The sequence below is a fragment of the Pseudomonas mediterranea CFBP 5447 genome (assembly GCF_000774145.1).
GTDB lineage: Bacteria > Pseudomonadota > Gammaproteobacteria > Pseudomonadales > Pseudomonadaceae > Aquipseudomonas > Aquipseudomonas mediterranea.
Map to the genome: position 1 here is coordinate 964,068 of NZ_KN322983.1, position 17,653 is coordinate 981,720.

Annotated in this window: 4 protein-coding genes and 1 pseudogene; 4 read left to right on the forward strand and 1 reads right to left on the reverse strand. The window is 65.1% G+C overall.

Translation table 11 applies throughout. The features are described from left to right. Nucleotides 1-44: 44 nt before the first annotated feature. Nucleotides 45-12,794 (reverse strand): annotated as a pseudogene (locus tag N005_RS27780) (amino acid adenylation domain-containing protein); the annotation flags it as partial. Nucleotides 12,795-13,157: 363 nt separating this feature from the next. Here N005_RS27780 and N005_RS09735 point away from each other — a divergent pair. From N005_RS09735 to N005_RS09750, 4 genes are all read left to right on the forward strand, one after another. Further along, nucleotides 13,158-14,162: a cupin-like domain-containing protein gene (locus N005_RS09735; RefSeq protein ID WP_047700987.1), complete on the forward strand. Its 1,005-nt coding sequence runs from the start codon at nt 13,158-13,160 to the stop codon at nt 14,160-14,162. Further along, entirely contained in the window at nt 14,159-15,529 is a 1,371-nt protein-coding gene (locus N005_RS09740) for an MFS transporter (protein ID WP_047700988.1), read from the forward strand. Before N005_RS09735 ends, N005_RS09740 begins: the two co-directional genes overlap by 4 nt. Nucleotides 15,530-15,646: 117 nt before the next feature. Beyond that, nucleotides 15,647-16,258 (forward strand): aspartyl/asparaginyl beta-hydroxylase domain-containing protein, encoded by a 612-nt coding sequence (locus tag N005_RS09745; RefSeq protein ID WP_047700989.1) that lies wholly within the window; start codon nt 15,647-15,649, stop codon nt 16,256-16,258. Nucleotides 16,259-16,687: 429 nt separating this feature from the next. Further along, nucleotides 16,688-17,467 carry a hypothetical protein gene (locus N005_RS09750; protein ID WP_047700990.1) on the forward strand — a complete coding sequence of 260 codons (780 nt, stop codon included), beginning with the start codon at nt 16,688-16,690 and terminating at the stop codon, nt 17,465-17,467. The last annotated feature ends 186 nt before the right edge of the window (nt 17,468-17,653 follow it).

Sequence of the window (17,653 nt, forward strand, 5' to 3'; positions counted from 1 at the left end):
GGGGCCTGGAAGGCGGTGTGGCTGGCATCCGTCAGGGCCGAAGCAAGGTCCCGCAGGGTCGGTGCACCGAAGACGCTGCGCACGTCGGCGTTCAGGCCGTGTTCGCGCAGGCGTTCGATCAGGCTGACCGCCATCAACGAGTGACCGCCGAGTTCGAAGAAGCCATCGTGGCGGCCGACCCGTTCGAGGCCCAGCAGTTGTTGCCAGATATCGGCAATGGTCTGTTCCACCGTCCCTTGCGGTGCCTCGTAGGCCTGGCTGGCGTAGGCGTCCTGATCGGGTTCGGGCAGGGCGCGGCGGTCCAGCTTGCCGTTGGGGGTGAGCGGCAGGGCGTCCAGCACCACGAAGGCGCTGGGCACCATGTGCTCGGGCAGGCGGCCGAGGAGGTCGGCGCGCAATTCTGTGGCGGCCGCCGGTTCGCCGCACAGGTAGGCCACCAGGCGCTTGCCGGTCTGGTGATCGCGGGGGACGACGGCTGCTTCACGGACCCCGGAAAGGGCGGCGAGGGCGGCTTCGATTTCCCCAAGCTCGACCCGCAGGCCACGGATCTTCACCTGATCGTCGTTACGTCCCAGGTATTGCAAGGTGCCGTCGGGCAACCAGCGACCGATGTCGCCGGTCTTGTACAGGCGCGCACCGGCCCGCTCGCTGAACGGGTCGTCAATGAAGCGTTCGGCGCTGAGCTGCGGCAGGTTGAGGTAACCCCGCGCGACACCGACACCGCCGATATGGATCTCGCCAGGTACACCCGTTGGCAGCAGTTGCCCGTGAGCATCCAGCACATGCAGTTGCATGTTGCGGATTGGTCGGCCGATCGGAATCGAGCGGTTGCGGTAAGCCCCGAGATCGGTGTCGGCGGTGTACCAGGCGACCACGTCGCTGCACTCGGTCGGCCCGTAGCTGTTGATGATCGCCGGCCTTGGCAACGGCAGTTTTTCCAGCATGGCGACCTGGATCGGCTCGCCGCCCAGCACCACCCGTTTCAGGCAGGCCAGTGCTTCGTGCTGATCGGCGTCCACCAGGGCGTGGAAGGCGCTGGGGGACATGTTGAGGTGGGTGATGCCGGCTTCGGCGATGACCCGCTGCTACCGCGAGCCCAACTTGCCTTCTTCGGCCAGGTGCAACGAAGCGCCGACCATCAGTGGGGCGAGGATGTTTTTCTGGGTCAGGTCGAAGTTATAGGACGAGGCCAGCAGCACCGCGTCCCCGGCATGGAAACCCAGGTCGTCGAGGTACCAGTCCAGCAGGTTGCGCAGGCCGCGATGCTCGACCATCACACCTTTTGGCAGTCCGGTGGAACCGGAGGTGTAGATCACATAGGCCAGATGACCGAAGTTCAGCTTCACTTGCGGGTCATGGGCCGGCTGCTGCAGCAGCGTCGGGCTGCCCAGTTCGAGGGTGGCCAGGCCTTGCGGCACCGGCAACTCGTCCAGGCCTTGCTGGCGCACCAGGGCCCGCGGCGCGCTGTCGGCGAGCATGTGGGCCAGGCGTTGCGCCGGGTACTGCGGGTCCAGCGGCACATAGGCCGCCCCGGCCTTGAGGATGCCCAGCAGGCCGATGACCATCTCCGGGCTGCGACGTGCACAAAGGCCGACGGTGTCGTCAGGTCGTACACCCAGGGCGATCAAGCCGTGGGCCACGCGGTTGGCCTGGGCGTTGAGTTCGGCGTAGCTCAGGGTTTGCCCGGCACCGACCAACGCCACTGCATCCGGGGTGCGGCGCGCCTGTGCGGCGAACACCGCGTGGGGGAAGCGACTCGGGCTTTCATCCAGGGCAACGGACGCAGGGTTGAACGTCTCCAGCAGTTGCCGGCGTTGCGTGTCATCGAGCAAAGGCAGCGTCGCCACCGGCTGCGCGGCGTCATCCAGCATGGCTTCGAGCAGGTGCAACAGGTGCCGGCCCCAGCGGGCGATGGTGGCTTCGTCGAACAGGTCGGTGGCATACTCGAACTGGCCGCTGATGGTTTCGCCGTCGTCGTTGAGGGACAGGCTCACATCGAACTGGGTGGTGCCGGTGGGCTGGGCCAGTGGGTTCAGGCTCAAGCCTCCGTCAAGGTCTCGGACCAGGACACCGCACTTGCCGAGCACCAGCATGGCCTGGAACAGCGGGCTGTGACCGAGGCTGCGCTCCGGTTGCAGGGCTTCGACCACTTGTTCGAACGGCAGGTCCTGATGGCCGTAGGCGTCGAGGGTGGTGGCCTTGATGCGTTCGAGCAACTGCTCGACCGGGCTGTCGGCCTGCACGTCGATGCGCAGGGCCAGGGTGTTGACGAAGAAGCCGATCAGCGCTTCGGTTTCACGCCGTGGGCGGTTGGCGACCGGCGTGCCGACCACCACCTGCGACTGATTGCTCAGGCGCGACAGCAGGATCGACCAGGCCCCCAGCAGGGTCATGAACGGGGTCAGGCCGCGCTGCTGGCTGAAACGCCGCAGGCGTGCGCTCAATGGCGCGGGCAGTTGCAGCGCCAGTGCGGCGCCCTGGTAGCTTTGCATCTGGGGTCGTGGATGGTCGGCCGGCAGTTCCAATAGCGCCGGGGCACCGTCCAGATGGTCTTTCCAGAATTGTGTCTGGGCTTGCAGGCGTTCGCCTTGCAGGTGCTGTTGTTGCCAGGCGGCGTAGTCGGCGTATTGCAGGGTCAGGGGTGGCAGCGGATCTTCGCGGTCCTGGCTGAACGCGGCGTACAGCGCATTGAACTCGCCGATCAACACCGCCACCGACCAGCCGTCGGAGACGATGTGGTGCTGGGTCACCAGCAGGATGTGCTCGTCCTCGGCCAGGCGCAGCAGTCGACCGCGAATCAGCGGGCCGGCGCTCAGGTCGAAGGCGGCGCGGGCTTCTTCCTGGGACAGCTGTTCGACGGCCTGTTGCCGGGTCTCGGCGTCCAGGGTCTGCAGGTCATGCTCGACCAGGGCGAAGCCAATGTCAGCCGGGGCGAAACGCTGGCGTACTTCGCCGTCCTGGCGTTCGAAGGTGGTGCGCAGGCTTTCGTGACGGGCGACGATGCGGTCCAGGGCCCGTTGCAAGGCCTGGCGGTCCAGGCTGCCGCGCAGGTGCAGGGCGGCGGGCATGTGGTAGGCGACGCTGGCGGCATGGTCCAGTTGATCGAGGAACCACAAGCGCTGCTGGGCCAGGGACAGCGGCAGCGGTTGCTCGCGGGAGACCACGGCAATGGACTGGAGCCGCGACTGACCGGTCTGCTCGACGTGTCGGGCCAGTTCGCTCAGGGAGGTCTGGGCGAACAGCGTGCGCAGGTCGATCTCGGCACCGAGCTCCTGGTGCAGGCGGGCTTGCAGTTGCACGGTCAACAGGGAATGGCCGCCGAGTTCGAGGAAGCCGTCGTGCCGGCCGACCTGATCCAGGTGCAGCAGGTTTTTCCAGATCTCGGCGATGGCGACTTCGGTGTCACCTTGCGGCGCTTCGTAGGCCTTGCTGGCGAGGGCTTCCAGGCCGGGCTCGGGCAGGGCGCGGCGGTCGAGCTTGCCATTCGCGGTCAGGGGCAGGGCGTCCAGGTGCACGAAGGCGCTGGGCACCATGTATTCGGGTAGGTGCTTGAGCAAGGCGCTGCGCAGCTGTTCGGCGCTGGCCGGTTCACCGCACAGGTAGGCCACCAGGCGATTGTCGTCCCGGGCTATGACCACGGCGTCGGTGATGCCGGCACAACCGAGCAGCACGTTCTCGATCTCGCCCAACTCGATGCGGAAACCGCGGATCTTCACTTGGAAGTCGTTACGACCCAGGTACTCCAGCGTGCCGTCGGCCAGCCAGCGGCCGAGGTCGCCGGTCTTGTACAGACGGGCGTTCGGCTTATGGCTGAACGGATCGGCGATGTTCGCGAGCCGTGAGTCGAGGCCGGCCAAGAGGTAACCCCGGGCCACGCCGACACCGCCGATATGGATTTCCCCGGCCACTCCCAATGGCGCCGGCTCGCCCCGCGCATCCAGCACATGGACCTGGACGTTGGCGAAGGGGCGACCGATGCTCGGCCGTTCACCCAAGTCGCGGATCAGGTCGATGGTGGCGTCCACCGTGCATTCGGTGGGGCCGTACATGTTGTAGAAGCGGATGCTCTGGCAGTTGCGCAGTTTCTCCCAGGTGGCGGCATTGATTGCTTCGCCACCGAGCAGCACGCTCACCGGCTGGTAGCTTTGGCGCTCCAGCAGGCCGGCGGCGAGCAGGGTGTCGAGCTGCGACGGCGTGGAGTCGAAGGCGTGCACCTGGTGCTGTTCGAGGAAGTCCAGCAACTCGCTGCCGCTGGCGCGGATCAGCTGCGGGATGATCACCAGGCGATGGCCGGAGAACAGCTGCGAGATGCCCTTGATCGACATGTCGAAGAAGAATCCGGCGTTCAGGGCCACGGTGGCCGGGGTCGGGCAGTGCTGGTGGGTGGTGCGGGTCAGCACGTGCCAGAAGTTGAACACCGAGCGGTGTTCGACCATTACGCCCTTGGACTGGCCGGTGGAGCCGGAGGTGTAGATCACGTAGGCCAGGTTTTCCGCGGTCAGGCCCGGTACTTGTGGGTTGTTGTCGAACGCCGCATCGTCCGCCGCTTGCAACGATTCCACGATGTCCAGCAGCAACACCGGCAGTTCCCCGGACGGCAGCGATAGCGCCGACTGGGTCAACAGCGCCTGTGGCTGACTGTCCTGGAGCATGAAGGCCATGCGCTCGGCCGGATGGGCGCCCAGCTACCCGTGCATCCGGCGCGGCCGTTTGAGCACGCCCAAGAGGCCAACGATCATCTCCAGGCTGCGCTCGGCACAGATGGCCACACGCTGATCGGGTTGCACGCCCAGTTCAAGCAGTTGCCGGGCCAGGTGGTTGGCGCGGCGGTTGAGCTGACGATAGCTCAACTGGCGGTCTTCGCAGACCAGGGCCACCGCGTCGGGGTTGGCCTGCACCTGGGCTTCGAACAGCTGGTGGATCGGTTGCGCCGGGCCAAAATCGCGGGCGGTGCGGTTGAAGTCTTCGAGCAGCAACTGGCGTTCGCTGGCAGGCACCACGTCGAGGCTGCTGGCGAGGCGGTCAGGGGCCTGCTCCAGGGCGTCCACCAGGGCAGCCACGGCCTGGCCGAGATAGGCGGCGATGCGTTGCGGATCGATGTCGGCGATAGCCTGGGCGGTCACGGAGAAGTCATCGCCTTCATCTGCCACGGCCACTTCAATCGGATAGTTGGTGCGGGCTTCGTTGCTCAGGAAGCGCACACCGTCCCAGGCCAGGACCTGATCGGTATTGGCCAGCGAGCCGCCGTCGGTTTGATGGCGGTAGTTGAGCAGCGTGGTGAACAGCGGCAGGCCGGCGCCGACGCCACTGCAGCGTTGGGCCAGGGCCAGGGAGGCCTGTTCGTGGTTCAGCAGTTCGCTGAGGTCGCGGTAGGTTTCGTCCACCAGCGCGGCCACCCCGAACCCGGCCAGTCGGACCCGCACCGGCAGGGTATTGATGAACACCCCCAGCGCCCGGTCGGCACCCACCGAGCCTTGCAGGCGGCCGGCGACCACGGTGCCGAACACCACGTCGTCGCGGTCGGTGCAGCGCCCGAGTACCTGGGCCCAGGCGATGTGGAACAGCACGGCTGGCGTGACGCCGGCGGTGCGCGATTGGGCGCGGATCCGCTGGCTCAGGATGGGATCGAGACGCACGCTGGTTTCGGCGACCTGGCTGCCGTCACCCTGGACATCCAGCACACCGAACGGCGCGGTGGGTTCGTCGACAGTGCCCAGGCGTTGGCTGAAATAGGCTTCATGGGCCTGGGGCGGTGTCGCGAGGACTTGGGCGACGAATTCCCGATAAGGCATCGGCGGCGGCAGGCTGTCGCCCTGGCCTTGCAACAGGGCCTGGGCTTCTTCGAGGACGATGCCCAGGGACACATGGTCGCTGATCATGTGATGGTCGAGCAGCGCCAGCAGGCAGCGTTCGGAGTGCGGAACCCGGGCGATGCAGGCGCGCATCAGCGGCGCCTGCTGCAAGTCCAGGCGCAGGTGCCGGGGATCGCTCAGGCGTTCCAGTTGAGCACGCGGGTCTTCATCGGCGGCCAGGGCTATGTGCTGCAGCGGCAGCGTGGCCCGGCGTTGCACCACCTGCACCGGCTGCGGCTGGCCGACCCAATGCACGGCGCTGCGCAGGATGTCGTGGCGGTCGATTACCTGCTGCAAGGCACCGACAAAGGCCTCGAGACGTGCGTGGTTGTCGAATTCGATCAGCGAGCGTACCAGGTACGCATCGCCTTCGTGTCCCAGCAGATGATGGAACAGAATCCCTTGCTGCAACGGGGCCAGCGGGTAGATGTCCTGGATATTGGCGGCCCCGCCCGGTACGGCGGCGACGATGCGTTCGAGCTCGGCCTCGCTCAGTTCCACCAGCGGCAGCATGTCGGGTGTCAGCGCAGTGCAGCCATCCGGAATCCGGTTGGCCGGGGCGAGGAACGGAGTGTCCTGGCCGCGGCTCAGGGCCTGGGCCATTTCTCGTACGCTGGGCGCGGTGAACACCGTGCGTACACTGGCGCTCAGGCCATGCTGGCGCAAGCGGTCGATCAGGCTCACGGCCAGCAGCGAATGCCCGCCGAGTTCGAAGAAACGGTCGTGACGGCCCACCTTGTCGAGGCCGAGCAAGTCCTGCCAGACGTTGGCAACGATCTGTTCGATCTCGCCTCGCGGTGCCTCGTAGGCGCGGCTGGCGAACGCTTCCTGGCCCGGCGCGGGCAGGGCGCGGCGGTCGAGTTTGCCGTTGGGGGTCAGCGGCAACGCTTCAAGCTGGACGAAGGCGCTCGGCACCATGTACTCAGGCAGCGCCGCCAGCAGTGCGGCACGCAATTGCTCCACCGGCACCGGCTCGCCACACAGGTAGGCGACCAGCCGTTTGCTGTCGGACTGCCCCGGTTTGCTTTCCTGGGCAACCACCACCGCTTCGCGGACACCGGCACAGCCGGCGAGGACGGCTTCGATTTCCCCCAGCTCCACGCGGAAACCGCGGATCTTCACCTGATCGTCATTGCGTCCCAGGTACTGCAGGGTACCGTCGGCGCACCAGCGGCCAAGGTCGCCGGTCTTGTACAGGCGTGCGTCCGGATTGGTGCTGAACGGGTCGGCGATGAAACGCTCGGCGGTCAGCTCCTGGCGATTGAGGTAGCCGCGAGCGACACCGACACCGCCGATATGAATTTCTCCGGCGACCCCCATGGGGACCAGTTCGCCGAGCGCATCCAGCACGTGCAGTTGGGTATTGCGCAGCGGTTTGCCGATGGAGCGGAAATCGTCGTGGTCGCTTTCCATGCGGCGGATCGAGGCGTTGACCGTGGCTTCGGTCGGACCATAAGCGTTGAACAGCGCCGGGCGATGGCCGGCGCGGGCGAACCACTGGCTCACCGCCTGCTTGCCCACTGCTTCGCCGCCGATCATGAACTGACGCAGGCAAGTAGGCAGGGCGACATGGGCGTCCCGGGCGACCTGTTGCCAGAACACGGTCGGTAGGTTGGCGACGCTGATTGCGTACTGCTCGCAGAGCGTGGCGAAGGCGGCGGTGCCGGCGATCCAGGCGTCGCTGCGCAGCACCAGGGTGGCGCCGGACAACAAGGCGCCGAAGATCTCTTCCACCGACATGTCGAAGGTCATGGTGGCGAATTGCAGGATGCGATCCTGGGGATTGAGGCCGTAGCGTTCCTGCAGGGCACCGATCTGGTTGCACACCGAGCGGTGTTCGAGCATTACGCCTTTCGGCTTGCCGGTGGAGCCGGAGGTGTACATGACGTACGCCAGGTGCCGGGAGGTCAGGCCTTCGACCCTTGGATTGCTGTCATCGCCATCAGTCGAGTCGTCCAGCAACAGCTGCGGCATGTGCAGCGCCGGCAGTTGTTCGGCCATGGTTTCGATCAGGTAGCCCTGGGTGAGCAGGACCCGCGGGGTGCTGTCGTCGAGCATGTGCTGCAAGCGATCCTGCGGATAGTTCGGGTCCAGCGGCACATAGGCGCCGCCGGCCTTGAGAATGGCCAGGATGCCGACGATCATTTCCGGACTGCGTTCCACCAGCAAGGCGACCCGTTCATCCGGGCGCAGGCCCGCGGCGATCAGGCGATGGGCGATGCGGTTGGCCCGGGTGTTGAGTTCGGCATAGCTGAGGCTGATCCCTTCGGCCTGCACGGCGATGGCTTGGGGACGCTTCTGTACGTGCTGTTCGAACCATTCCTGCAGCAGCATGCCTTCGGCGAACGGCGCATGGGTCTGGTTGAAGCCGCCGAGCAGTTGCCGGCGTTGTTGGTTATCCAGCAACGGCAGAGTCGCCACCGGCTGCGTGGCATCGTCGAGCATCTCATCGAGCAAGTGCAGCAGGTGCCGGCCCCAGCGAGCGATGGTGGCTTCGTCGAACAGGTCGGTGGCGTATTCGAACTGGCCGCTGATGGTTTCGCCGTCATCGTTGAGGGATAGGCTCACATCGAATTGGGTGGTGCCGGTGGGCTGGGCCAGTGGGCTCAGGCTCAAGCCAGGCAGTTCCAGAGCCTGGTCCTGTGGCGTGTTGCCGAGCACCAGCATGGCCTGGAACAGCGGGCTATGACCGAGGCTGCGCTCCGGTTGCAGGGCTTCGACCACTTGTTCGAACGGCAGGTCCTGATGGCCGTAGGCGTCGAGGGTGGTGGCCTTGATGCGTTCGAGCAACTGCTCGACCGGGCTGTCGGGCTGTACGTCGATGCGCAGGGCCAGGGTGTTGACGAAGAAGCCGATCAGCGCTTCGGTTTCACGCCGTGGGCGGTTGGCGACCGGCGTGCCGACCACCACCTGCGACTGATTGCTCAGGCGCGACAGCAGGATCGACCAGGCCCCCAGCAGGGTCATGAACGGGGTCAGGCCGCGCTGCTGGCTGAAACGCCGCAGGCGTGCGCTCAATGGCGCGGGCAGTTGCAGCGCCAGTGCGGCGCCCTGGTAGCTTTGCATCTGGGGTCGTGGATGGTCGGCCGGCAGTTCCAATAGCGCCGGGGCACCGTCCAGATGGTCTTTCCAGAATTGTGTCTGGGCTTGCAGGCGTTCGCCTTGCAGGTGCTGTTGTTGCCAGGCGGCGTAGTCGGCGTATTGCAGGGTCAGGGGTGGCAGCGGATCTTCGCGGTCCTGGCTGAACGCGGCGTACAGCGCATTGAACTCGCCGATCAACACCGCCACCGACCAGCCGTCGGAGACGATGTGGTGCTGGGTCACCAGCAGGATGTGCTCGTCCTCGGCCAGGCGCAGCAGTCGACCGCGAATCAGCGGGCCGGCGCTCAGGTCGAAGGCGGCGCGGGCTTCTTCCTGGGACAGCTGTTCGACGGCCTGTTGCCGGGTCTCGGCGTCCAGGGTCTGCAGGTCATGCTCGACCAGGGCGAAGCCAATGTCAGCCGGGGCGAAACGCTGGCGTACTTCGCCGTCCTGGCGTTCGAAGGTGGTGCGCAGGCTTTCGTGACGGGCGACGATGCGGTCCAGGGCCCGTTGCAAGGCCTGGCGGTCCAGGCTGCCGCGCAGGTGCAGGGCGGCGGGCATGTGGTAGGCGACGCTGGCGGCATGGTCCAGTTGATCGAGGAACCACAAGCGCTGCTGGGCCAGGGACAGCGGCAGCGGTTGCTCGCGGGAGACCACGGCAATGGACTGGAGCCGCGACTGACCGGTCTGCTCGACGTGTCGGGCCAGTTCGCTCAGGGAGGTCTGGGCGAACAGCGTGCGCAGGTCGATCTCGGCACCGAGCTCCTGGTGCAGGCGGGCTTGCAGTTGCACGGTCAGCAGGGAATGGCCACCCAGTTCGAGGAAGCCGTCGTGACGGCCGACCTGGTCCAGGTGCAGCAGGTTTTTCCAGATCTCGGCGATGGCGACTTCGGTGTCACCTTGGGGCGCTTCGTAGGCCTTGCTGGCGAGGGCTTCCAGGCCGGGCTCGGGCAGGGCGCGGCGGTCGAGCTTGCCGTTGGCGGTCAGGGGCAGGGCGTCCAGGTGTACGAAGGCGCTGGGCACCATGTACTCGGGCAGGTGCTTGAGCAGGGCGCTGCGCAGCTGTTCGGCAGGCGCCGGTTCACCGCAGACATAGGCCACCAGGCGCTTGCTCTCGGGTTGGCCGGGGATGTCTTCCCGGGCGATGACCACCACTTCGCGAACGCCGGGGCACAGGGCAAGGGCCGCTTCGACTTCGCCGATCTCGATGCGCAAACCGCGGATCTTCACTTGGAAGTCATTCCGGCCCAGGTACTCCAGCGCGCCGTTGGCGAGCCAGCGGCCGAGGTCGCCGGTCTTGTACAGGCGGGCGTTCGGCTCGCTGCTGAACGGGTCGGCGATAAAGCTTTTGGCGCTGAGTTGCGGCAGGTTGAGGTACCCGCGCGCCACGCCGATGCCGCCGATATGGATTTCCCCGGCGATACCCAACGGTTGCGGTCTGCCACGGGCGTCGAGCACGTGCATCTGGATGTTGGCGATCGGCTTGCCGATGGGCACGCTTTCGCCGGGATCGCTGGGGCGGCAGTGCCAGGCGGTCACGTCGATGGCCGCTTCGGTCGGACCGTACAGGTTATGCAGTTCAACGCCGGCCAGTTGCCGCTCGAAACGCCGTTGCAGGGCACGGGGCAGGGCTTCGCCACTGCACAGCACCCGACGCAGTTCGGGGAAGTCGCGGTTGTCGGGGTGCTCCAGGAACAGGTCGAGCATCGACGGCACGAAGTGCAGCATGGTGATGCTCGCCTCGCGCATTATCTGGGCCAGGTAAGCCGGTTCCTGATGACCGCCGGGACGGGCCATGACCAGCTCGGCGCCAGCCAGCAAGGGCAGGAAGAACTCCCAGACCGACACGTCGAAACCGAACGGGGTCTTTTGCAGGATCCGGTCGCTGGCGTCGACGCCGTACTCGTCCCGGGCCCACAGCAAGCGATTGACCACGCCCAGGTGTTCGTTCATCACCCCTTTCGGGGTACCGGTGGAGCCCGAGGTATAGAGCACGTAGGCCAGGTGCTGCGGCGTCAGGCCAAGCGCCTGCGAATCCGGATTGTGTGTGGGAAGCGCGCTCAGGACGTCCTCGTCATCGAGCGCCAGCGCCGGAATATTCAATGGCGGCAACTGGTTCAGCAAGGCGTGGCTGCTCAGTACAGCGCGGGGGGCACTGTCTTCGAGCATATAGACCTGGCGCGCACTCGGCAGGTCCGGGTCGATGGGCACATAGGCGCCGCCGGCCTTGAGCACGCCCAGCAGGGCGACGACCATTTCCGGGCTGCGCTTGAGGCACACGGCCACCCTGGCGTCCGGCTTCACGCCGAGTTCGATCAGGCGATGGGCGAGCTGGTTGGCCTGGCGGTTGAGCTGTTCGTAGCTGAGCAGCGGCCCACTGTCGCCGCGCACGGCGCAGTGATGAGGACGTTGCTCGACCTGCTGTTCGAACAGGGTGTGGATCAGCACATCCCGCGGATATTCGCGGGCGGTGGCATTGAACTCGACTTGCAGGCGCTGCCGCTCGGCCGCGCTCATCAGCGGGTAGTCGCCCACTGGCGTGTCATGCTGCTCAAGTACCGCTTCGAGCATCGAGACGATGCGTTGTTGCAGCAGGCGGGCTTCTTCCACGCTGTAGTAGGCGGTGTTGAAGTTGAAGTCCAGATGCACGTCTTCGAACGGATGGTAGTCGCGCACGAAGATCGCCATGGGCGTCTGTTCGTAACCGTTGTCCATGGTGATGACGGTGGAGGAGGTACCGCCGAACTGGTCGTCACCGTCCAGGCTTTCGAATGACAGCGAAACGTCGAACAGCTGCCGACGCCCGGTTTGCGCGAGGCGCAGGATGCGGTTGAGTTCGGCAATCGGGAAGCGCTGGTGGCGGTAGCAGCGGCGCAGTTGGCCGCCGGCGGCGTGCATCAGGTCCAGCAGCGAGGCGTCGAGGTCGACGGGCAGGCGAATCGGGCTCACCGAGGAAAACATCCCCGCGGTTTCCTTGGTTCGGGCGTTGGTGCGGTTGTGCACGGGCATGCCGATGACCATCTCGTCGACGCCCACGGTACGGCAGAAATACGTGGCGACCACGCTGATCAACACGTGGGCCACCGACAGGCTGCGCTCGCTGGCGAATTCCGTCAGGGCGTTGTACAGCGCCCTCGGCAGCATTGCCTGGACTTGCGCGCTGGGGGCCAGTTCATTGGCCTGGCCGGTCTTGAAATCGGCCCGGCGTTGCAGCAGCGACGGTGGCAACTGCGCGTAGGTTTCCTGCCAGAACTCGCGGTCGCGCTCGTAGCGTGACGATTGCAGGTAGGCGCGGTCGTCCTCCAGGAACGACAGGTAGGAATGTCCTTGGGCGACTTCGTCGTTGCCGACCAGCAAGCCATTGTATGCGGCACCCACGGCATGGCCGATCAGCGCCACGCCGATGCCGTCGGTGACCAGGTGGTGGTAGCGGTTGAGCCAGTAGTGACGGTTCGGGCCGCAACGCACCATGCGCGCTTCCCAGAGTTGCCCGGTCAGTTCCGGGAACGGCTGGCGGAAGGCGTTGCGCAGGTATTCCATCGCCAGTCCGGCATCGGCTTCGGCTTCGGTGAACTCCACCACCTCCAGCTTGACCTTGACCTCGGGCAAGACCCGCTGGCGGCCGATGCCGCCTTCATGGCTGAAGCTCAGTCGCAGGGCGTCGTGGTTGTTGGCGACCAGCTCGATGGCTTTCTCGAACAGCGGAATGTCGATTTCACCCTTGATCTCCAGGGACATGCCGATGTTGTAGTAGGGCAGGTCCGGGTGCGCGATCTGGTCGAGCCAGATGCCCTGCTGGACGGAGGCCAATTCGTGGGTGGCGCAGTCTTGCGTGGGCAGCATTTCGGTCGACGAATCCATTTCGGAGCACCTGCAGGCAGAATCAATTGAGGTTTGTCTCCGTTCGAATGGCGGTGCATGAGGCCTGGGCGACTGCCAATCGGCGGATGCAAATAGTCGTGGAGAGGGACATCGGGGCCGTAGGCAGGCGCCTGATGCGAGGGGGGCGTTGGGGGGGCTGTGGTGCGGCTGTCGATGGGCCGTCCTGCCGTTCGGTCACGCCTGATGTCCCTTCACAAGGTGGGAAAAAATTAGAGGATCCGTTTCCCGATGTCTGTCATGGGAAGCAGGGACAACGGTGGGAAACGCGGCTTTGCGGCGCTTGGGCGTGGTCGCGCGAGTCTGTTATACCAACGACCCTGAGTGAGTTTGCGAGGGTTGAACATGCCACTGACCGCCGAATCGGAACGCCCGGTTTCCAAGTTCTGGAGCCTGTCCCGTTTTCCCAATCACCCGCAGGCAGGGACGGTCGAAGTGATCGATGCGCTGGCGATTTCCAAAGAAGATTTCACCCGCCGCTACGTCAATCGCAACCGGCCCTGCCTGATCAAGAATGCCGTGCGGCACTGGCCGGCCTTCCACAAGTGGAATCGCCTGGACTACCTCAAGGCCCATTCGCACAACAATAACGTGGTGGTCCGTTCGCAGATCGTCTCGGAAGTCATCGGCTGGTCCAATCCCAAGGTCAAGGCCGAGCTGACCGAGTACGCGAACACGGTCTACCGGGACATGCCGTTCCATGAATTCCTCGACAGCCTCGGGGAGGGCGATTCGCCGCTGGTGGCCGACAGCTGCCGTTTCTCCGAAGGCTCGGCCATCGAGCGGTTGAAGGATGACGTCGGTGGCCTGCCGTTCATGCCTCAGTTGGGCAAGACCCGGGCCTATCCTCCCCATCGCAGTTTCCTGTACCGCAACTCCTACACCGATTGGCACTTCCATGTCACCGACGAGACGTTCATGGCCCAGGTAGTCGGGGCCAAGGAGGTCCTGCTGCTGCCGCCGGACGAGAAGAGTTGGCGGGCGTTGCGACCGGTGATCGAAGAAGCGGGCTACCTGTACGACATCGACACCGGGCGCTTCCCCGGAACGCTGGACCTGCGTGCCCTGCGTACAGTGGTGGAGCCGGGCGATGCGTTGTACATCCCGGTCTATTGGTGGCATGCGGTCCAGTCGATGGACGATGCATTCGGCGCCACGGTCGCGGCCACGTTCCCGACGCCTCTGCATGTCAGCGGCAACATCAGTTCGCCCATCGCCAGGCGGGTGTTGCGCACCTATCTGTTTTCCCGCTATGCGCCGCTGGTGCTCGGCGCGGTGGCGTATTCCATGGTCTATCGACTGATGAGCAAGCTGGTCGATCTTGCCACGCCTCGCGATGTGCGCACATGAGCCTGGTGAGCGACCGCAGGGGCTTCGATCTGGGGCGGGGTTTCTATTTCCTCTGGTGCGGCGAGTCCCTGGCGGTCATCGGCACGGCGCTGATGGAGTTCGCCCTCGGCGTCTGGGTATACACCCACACCGGCTCGGCGGTGGCGTTCGCCAACGTGGTACTGGCGGCCACCTTGCCGGCGGTGCTGTTCCTGCCGCTGGCGGGAGGGCTGGCGGACCGGATCAGTCACCGGGTCATCATTGTCTGTTGCGATGTCAGCCTGGCGGTGCTGTTGCTGGGCGTCATGGCGTTGCTCTGGTTCGAGCGGCTGGAGCCGTTGCACCTGTACATCTTCAATTGCCTGGCGTCGATTGTCAGCGCGTTCCGCAAGCCGGCGTACCAGGCGGCCGTCAGCACGATTGTCGCTCCGGATAAATTCACCCGTGCCTCGGGATTGATCAGCATCAGCAAGAACGCTTCGGCCCTGGTGGCGCCCCTCTTGGCGGGGGCGATCATGGCGAAGGCCGGGCTGGTGACGATCCTGGCGGTGGATCTGGTGACGTTCTGCTCCGGCACGCTGTTGGTGATCAAGGCGTTTTCCCATGTGCGGCCGTCAGCGGAGCATCACGATGCGATGGCCAAGGGCACGGTGTTCGGCGGCGCCCTGGGCAATGTCGCCGCGGCGCTGAAATTCTTCGTCGCCGAGCGGCTGATGGCCGGGCTGCTGGTATACACCATGATGCGCAGTGCGCTGTTGGCCCTGGCGACGCTGATGATGACGCCGTTGCTGTTGTCGACCCTGGGCAGCCAGGTCCTGGGCATGGCCTATACCTGGGCGGCCCTGGGCGGCCTGGCCGGTGCGGGGCTGTTGATTTCCATGGGCAATCCGCGCCGGTTGATGGCGATGGTGGCGGTGGCCGACCTGTTGCTGGCGGGGTGCGTCGTTGCCCTGGGGATGGTTTCGCAGGCCGTGGCCTACTGCGCCCTGGCCTTCGTTGCGATCACCATGGCGAGCATCGCCGATGCCAGCGTGAACGCCCTGTGGATGCGCAGGATTCCCGCCGGCAGCCGCGCCAGTGTGTTTGCCTTGATCAGTATGCTGACCATTGCCGCCACCAGCCTGGCCGTCATCGTCGGCGGCTTCCTGGTCGACCATTGGTTCCAGCCGGCGTTGATGCCGGGCGGTCTGTATGCCGACTCGATCGGGCGCTGGCTGGGGACAGGCCCGGGGCGTGGGGTGGGGATGCTGTTTGTGGTCGCCGGGGCGTTGTTCGCGCTGCTGCCGCTGGGCGTTCTTCTCTACGGACCGATGCGTCGCCTGGACGAGGCGCCCACGCCGCTGGCCGTGGCACGGATGGTCGACGGCCCGCAGGTCGATCCGCTGTGACGCTGTACCGGATTCCCGTGACAGACAGGCCGGGCCCGCTGGGTCAACCTTCCCAGGCTGGTCCGCTGTGCCCCTCGTCGCCATCGGAATCGACAACCCTCAACAAAAGGAGCTCCTATGCGCCCGTCGTTTTATGATTCCAGCCGTTTTCCGCATCTCAAGAACCTTGCCGACAACTGGGAAGTGATCCGCGAGGAGTTCCTGGCCCTCGATGCGCCGACCCTGACCATCAACCGCGTGGGCAAGTCGATCACCGAGATCGTCGATGAAGTGACCGCGCACATGGAGGCCGGCGGTGAGTATGGCTGGCTCTGGGGCTGGGGTGACGACATGGACGTCATGCCGGAATGGACCCAATACGGCCTGGTTGCCTATGACACCCCAATCCCCTATGCCCGCGCCGCCATGCCCGGGACCATCGACCTGTTGAGCAAGATCCCCGGGATCAAGCTCTGCGCCTTGCTGCGCATGGAGCCGAACGTTTTCCTCGGCACCCATTCCCACACCGGTACCTGGGAAGAAGGCCTGTTGCACATGCAACTGACCATCGATGCCCCGACCACCCAGAACTATGCCTACCTCAACGTCAATGGCAGCTTCAACCAGAGCACCAACGGCAACCTGGTGATCTTCGACGGCTCCCTCGACCACTTCGCCGTCAACGCTTCCCGGGCTCACCGCACCGTGCTTTATCTTGAGTTCTATCGCGAGAAACACATGGCGGCGTGAGGTCGAGCCGGTTTGATGGAAGTGAGTCTGCTCGCAAGGAAGGCGTGTCAGCTGATACAAATCGGCGGGCTGAAGTGATGTCGTTGGGGGCAGGCTCTGTTTGGCGACTGTCATGGATGCCCGCCGCCTGACGCCAGGGGAGGTGGCTGTCGACGGGGAGATCGCTGGATTCGAGGTACGCATCCCATCCAGCGATCAGCGCGGCCCAGGCCCGTCGAACGTCTGGATCACTGGCGCGCCTTGGCGCCCATGACCTGGCGGCGGTTGACTACCTGGCCTTGGCGAGGCTGCTCGAAACCTAGGCAAGCGTTGCAAGCGCGGATCAGCGCACATTTCACCGACGTCTGCATGGGCAGTCTGTCCGGTAGCCGCTATAGTGCCCGCTCTAGCCGCCCCGGCACTGACACGGCAGTCACAGGAACTCTTCACATGCCCCATGGCGTAATCGCTACCCGCGCTGAAATCACCCACTTCCCACTTTCCCCAAGCGTTGAACAGGCCCGCCAACTGATACCGCCCGCCGAAGCACGCCTGGCGCAGCGCAAGCACGTGGTGCTCAAGCCGTTCATGATCGTCCAGGGGCTCGTCTGCGGATACTTCCTGATCAAATGGGTGGCGCAGGGGCACTACATCGGTGGCCCGATTTTCGCGGGACTGCTCTGGTGCGTGACCTGGGTCTTCAGCCTGCCGCTGGGATTGTTCTGGCGCAAGGAAAGTCGCGAACTCAAGCGCGTTCAGGATAACGTCGGCGTCGTCTTGCACAGGGTGTGCACAGACTTCCTCGCCGAACAGACATTGGGGCCGTATCGCTGGATCTCCCGTGGCGAAAACATGCTCGGGCTGTTTCCGGAAACCGCCATGCTCTATCTCTATTCAGCGGAGTCGGGCCACCAGCATGCGCTGATCGATGCGCCGCAGGTGGTTCGCCAGGTACGGGTCGACGAGAAAACCCAGACCGTCCACACCTCCAACACTCATACCACCCACAGCGAGCGAAAGGTCAGCAGCACGCACTTCGGCGGCGAGATCGGCAAGGGCACCTCCAACTCCACCACCTATACGTCCAGTACGACCCACCATACCTTTACCTTGCAGATTCAGTTTCAAATCGGCTCCGGCACGCCTTGCTGGACGACCTGGTCGTTTGGCGACGACTGGCAGGACGCGGAAAACTGGCGTTTGCAGATCGCACAGGCGGCGGGCTTGTAGAGACCGGCGCTGTCGGGCGGGTCTCGCCTGGTATTCCAATCAAGCCACAAACCTGTGGGAGCAAAGCTTGCTTGCGATTGCGGTAAATCAGTCAGCAGCGATGTTGACGGGGCTGTCGTTATCGCGAGCAAGCTTTGCTCCTACAGGTTCTGCGCTGTTTGAAGCTACAACTTCCTGGGCACCGCC

Bases quoted from the DNA above. Each gene is read 5' to 3' on its own strand.
- N005_RS09745 (WP_047700989.1), top strand. From the start codon at position 15,647: ATGCGCCCGTCGTTTTATGATTCCAGCCGTTTTCCGCATCTCAAGAAC.
- N005_RS09740 (WP_047700988.1), top strand. From the start codon at position 14,159: ATGAGCCTGGTGAGCGACCGCAGGGGCTTCGATCTGGGGCGGGGTTTC.
- N005_RS09735 (WP_047700987.1), top strand. From the start codon at position 13,158: ATGCCACTGACCGCCGAATCGGAACGCCCGGTTTCCAAGTTCTGGAGC.
- N005_RS09750 (WP_047700990.1), top strand. From the start codon at position 16,688: ATGCCCCATGGCGTAATCGCTACCCGCGCTGAAATCACCCACTTCCCA.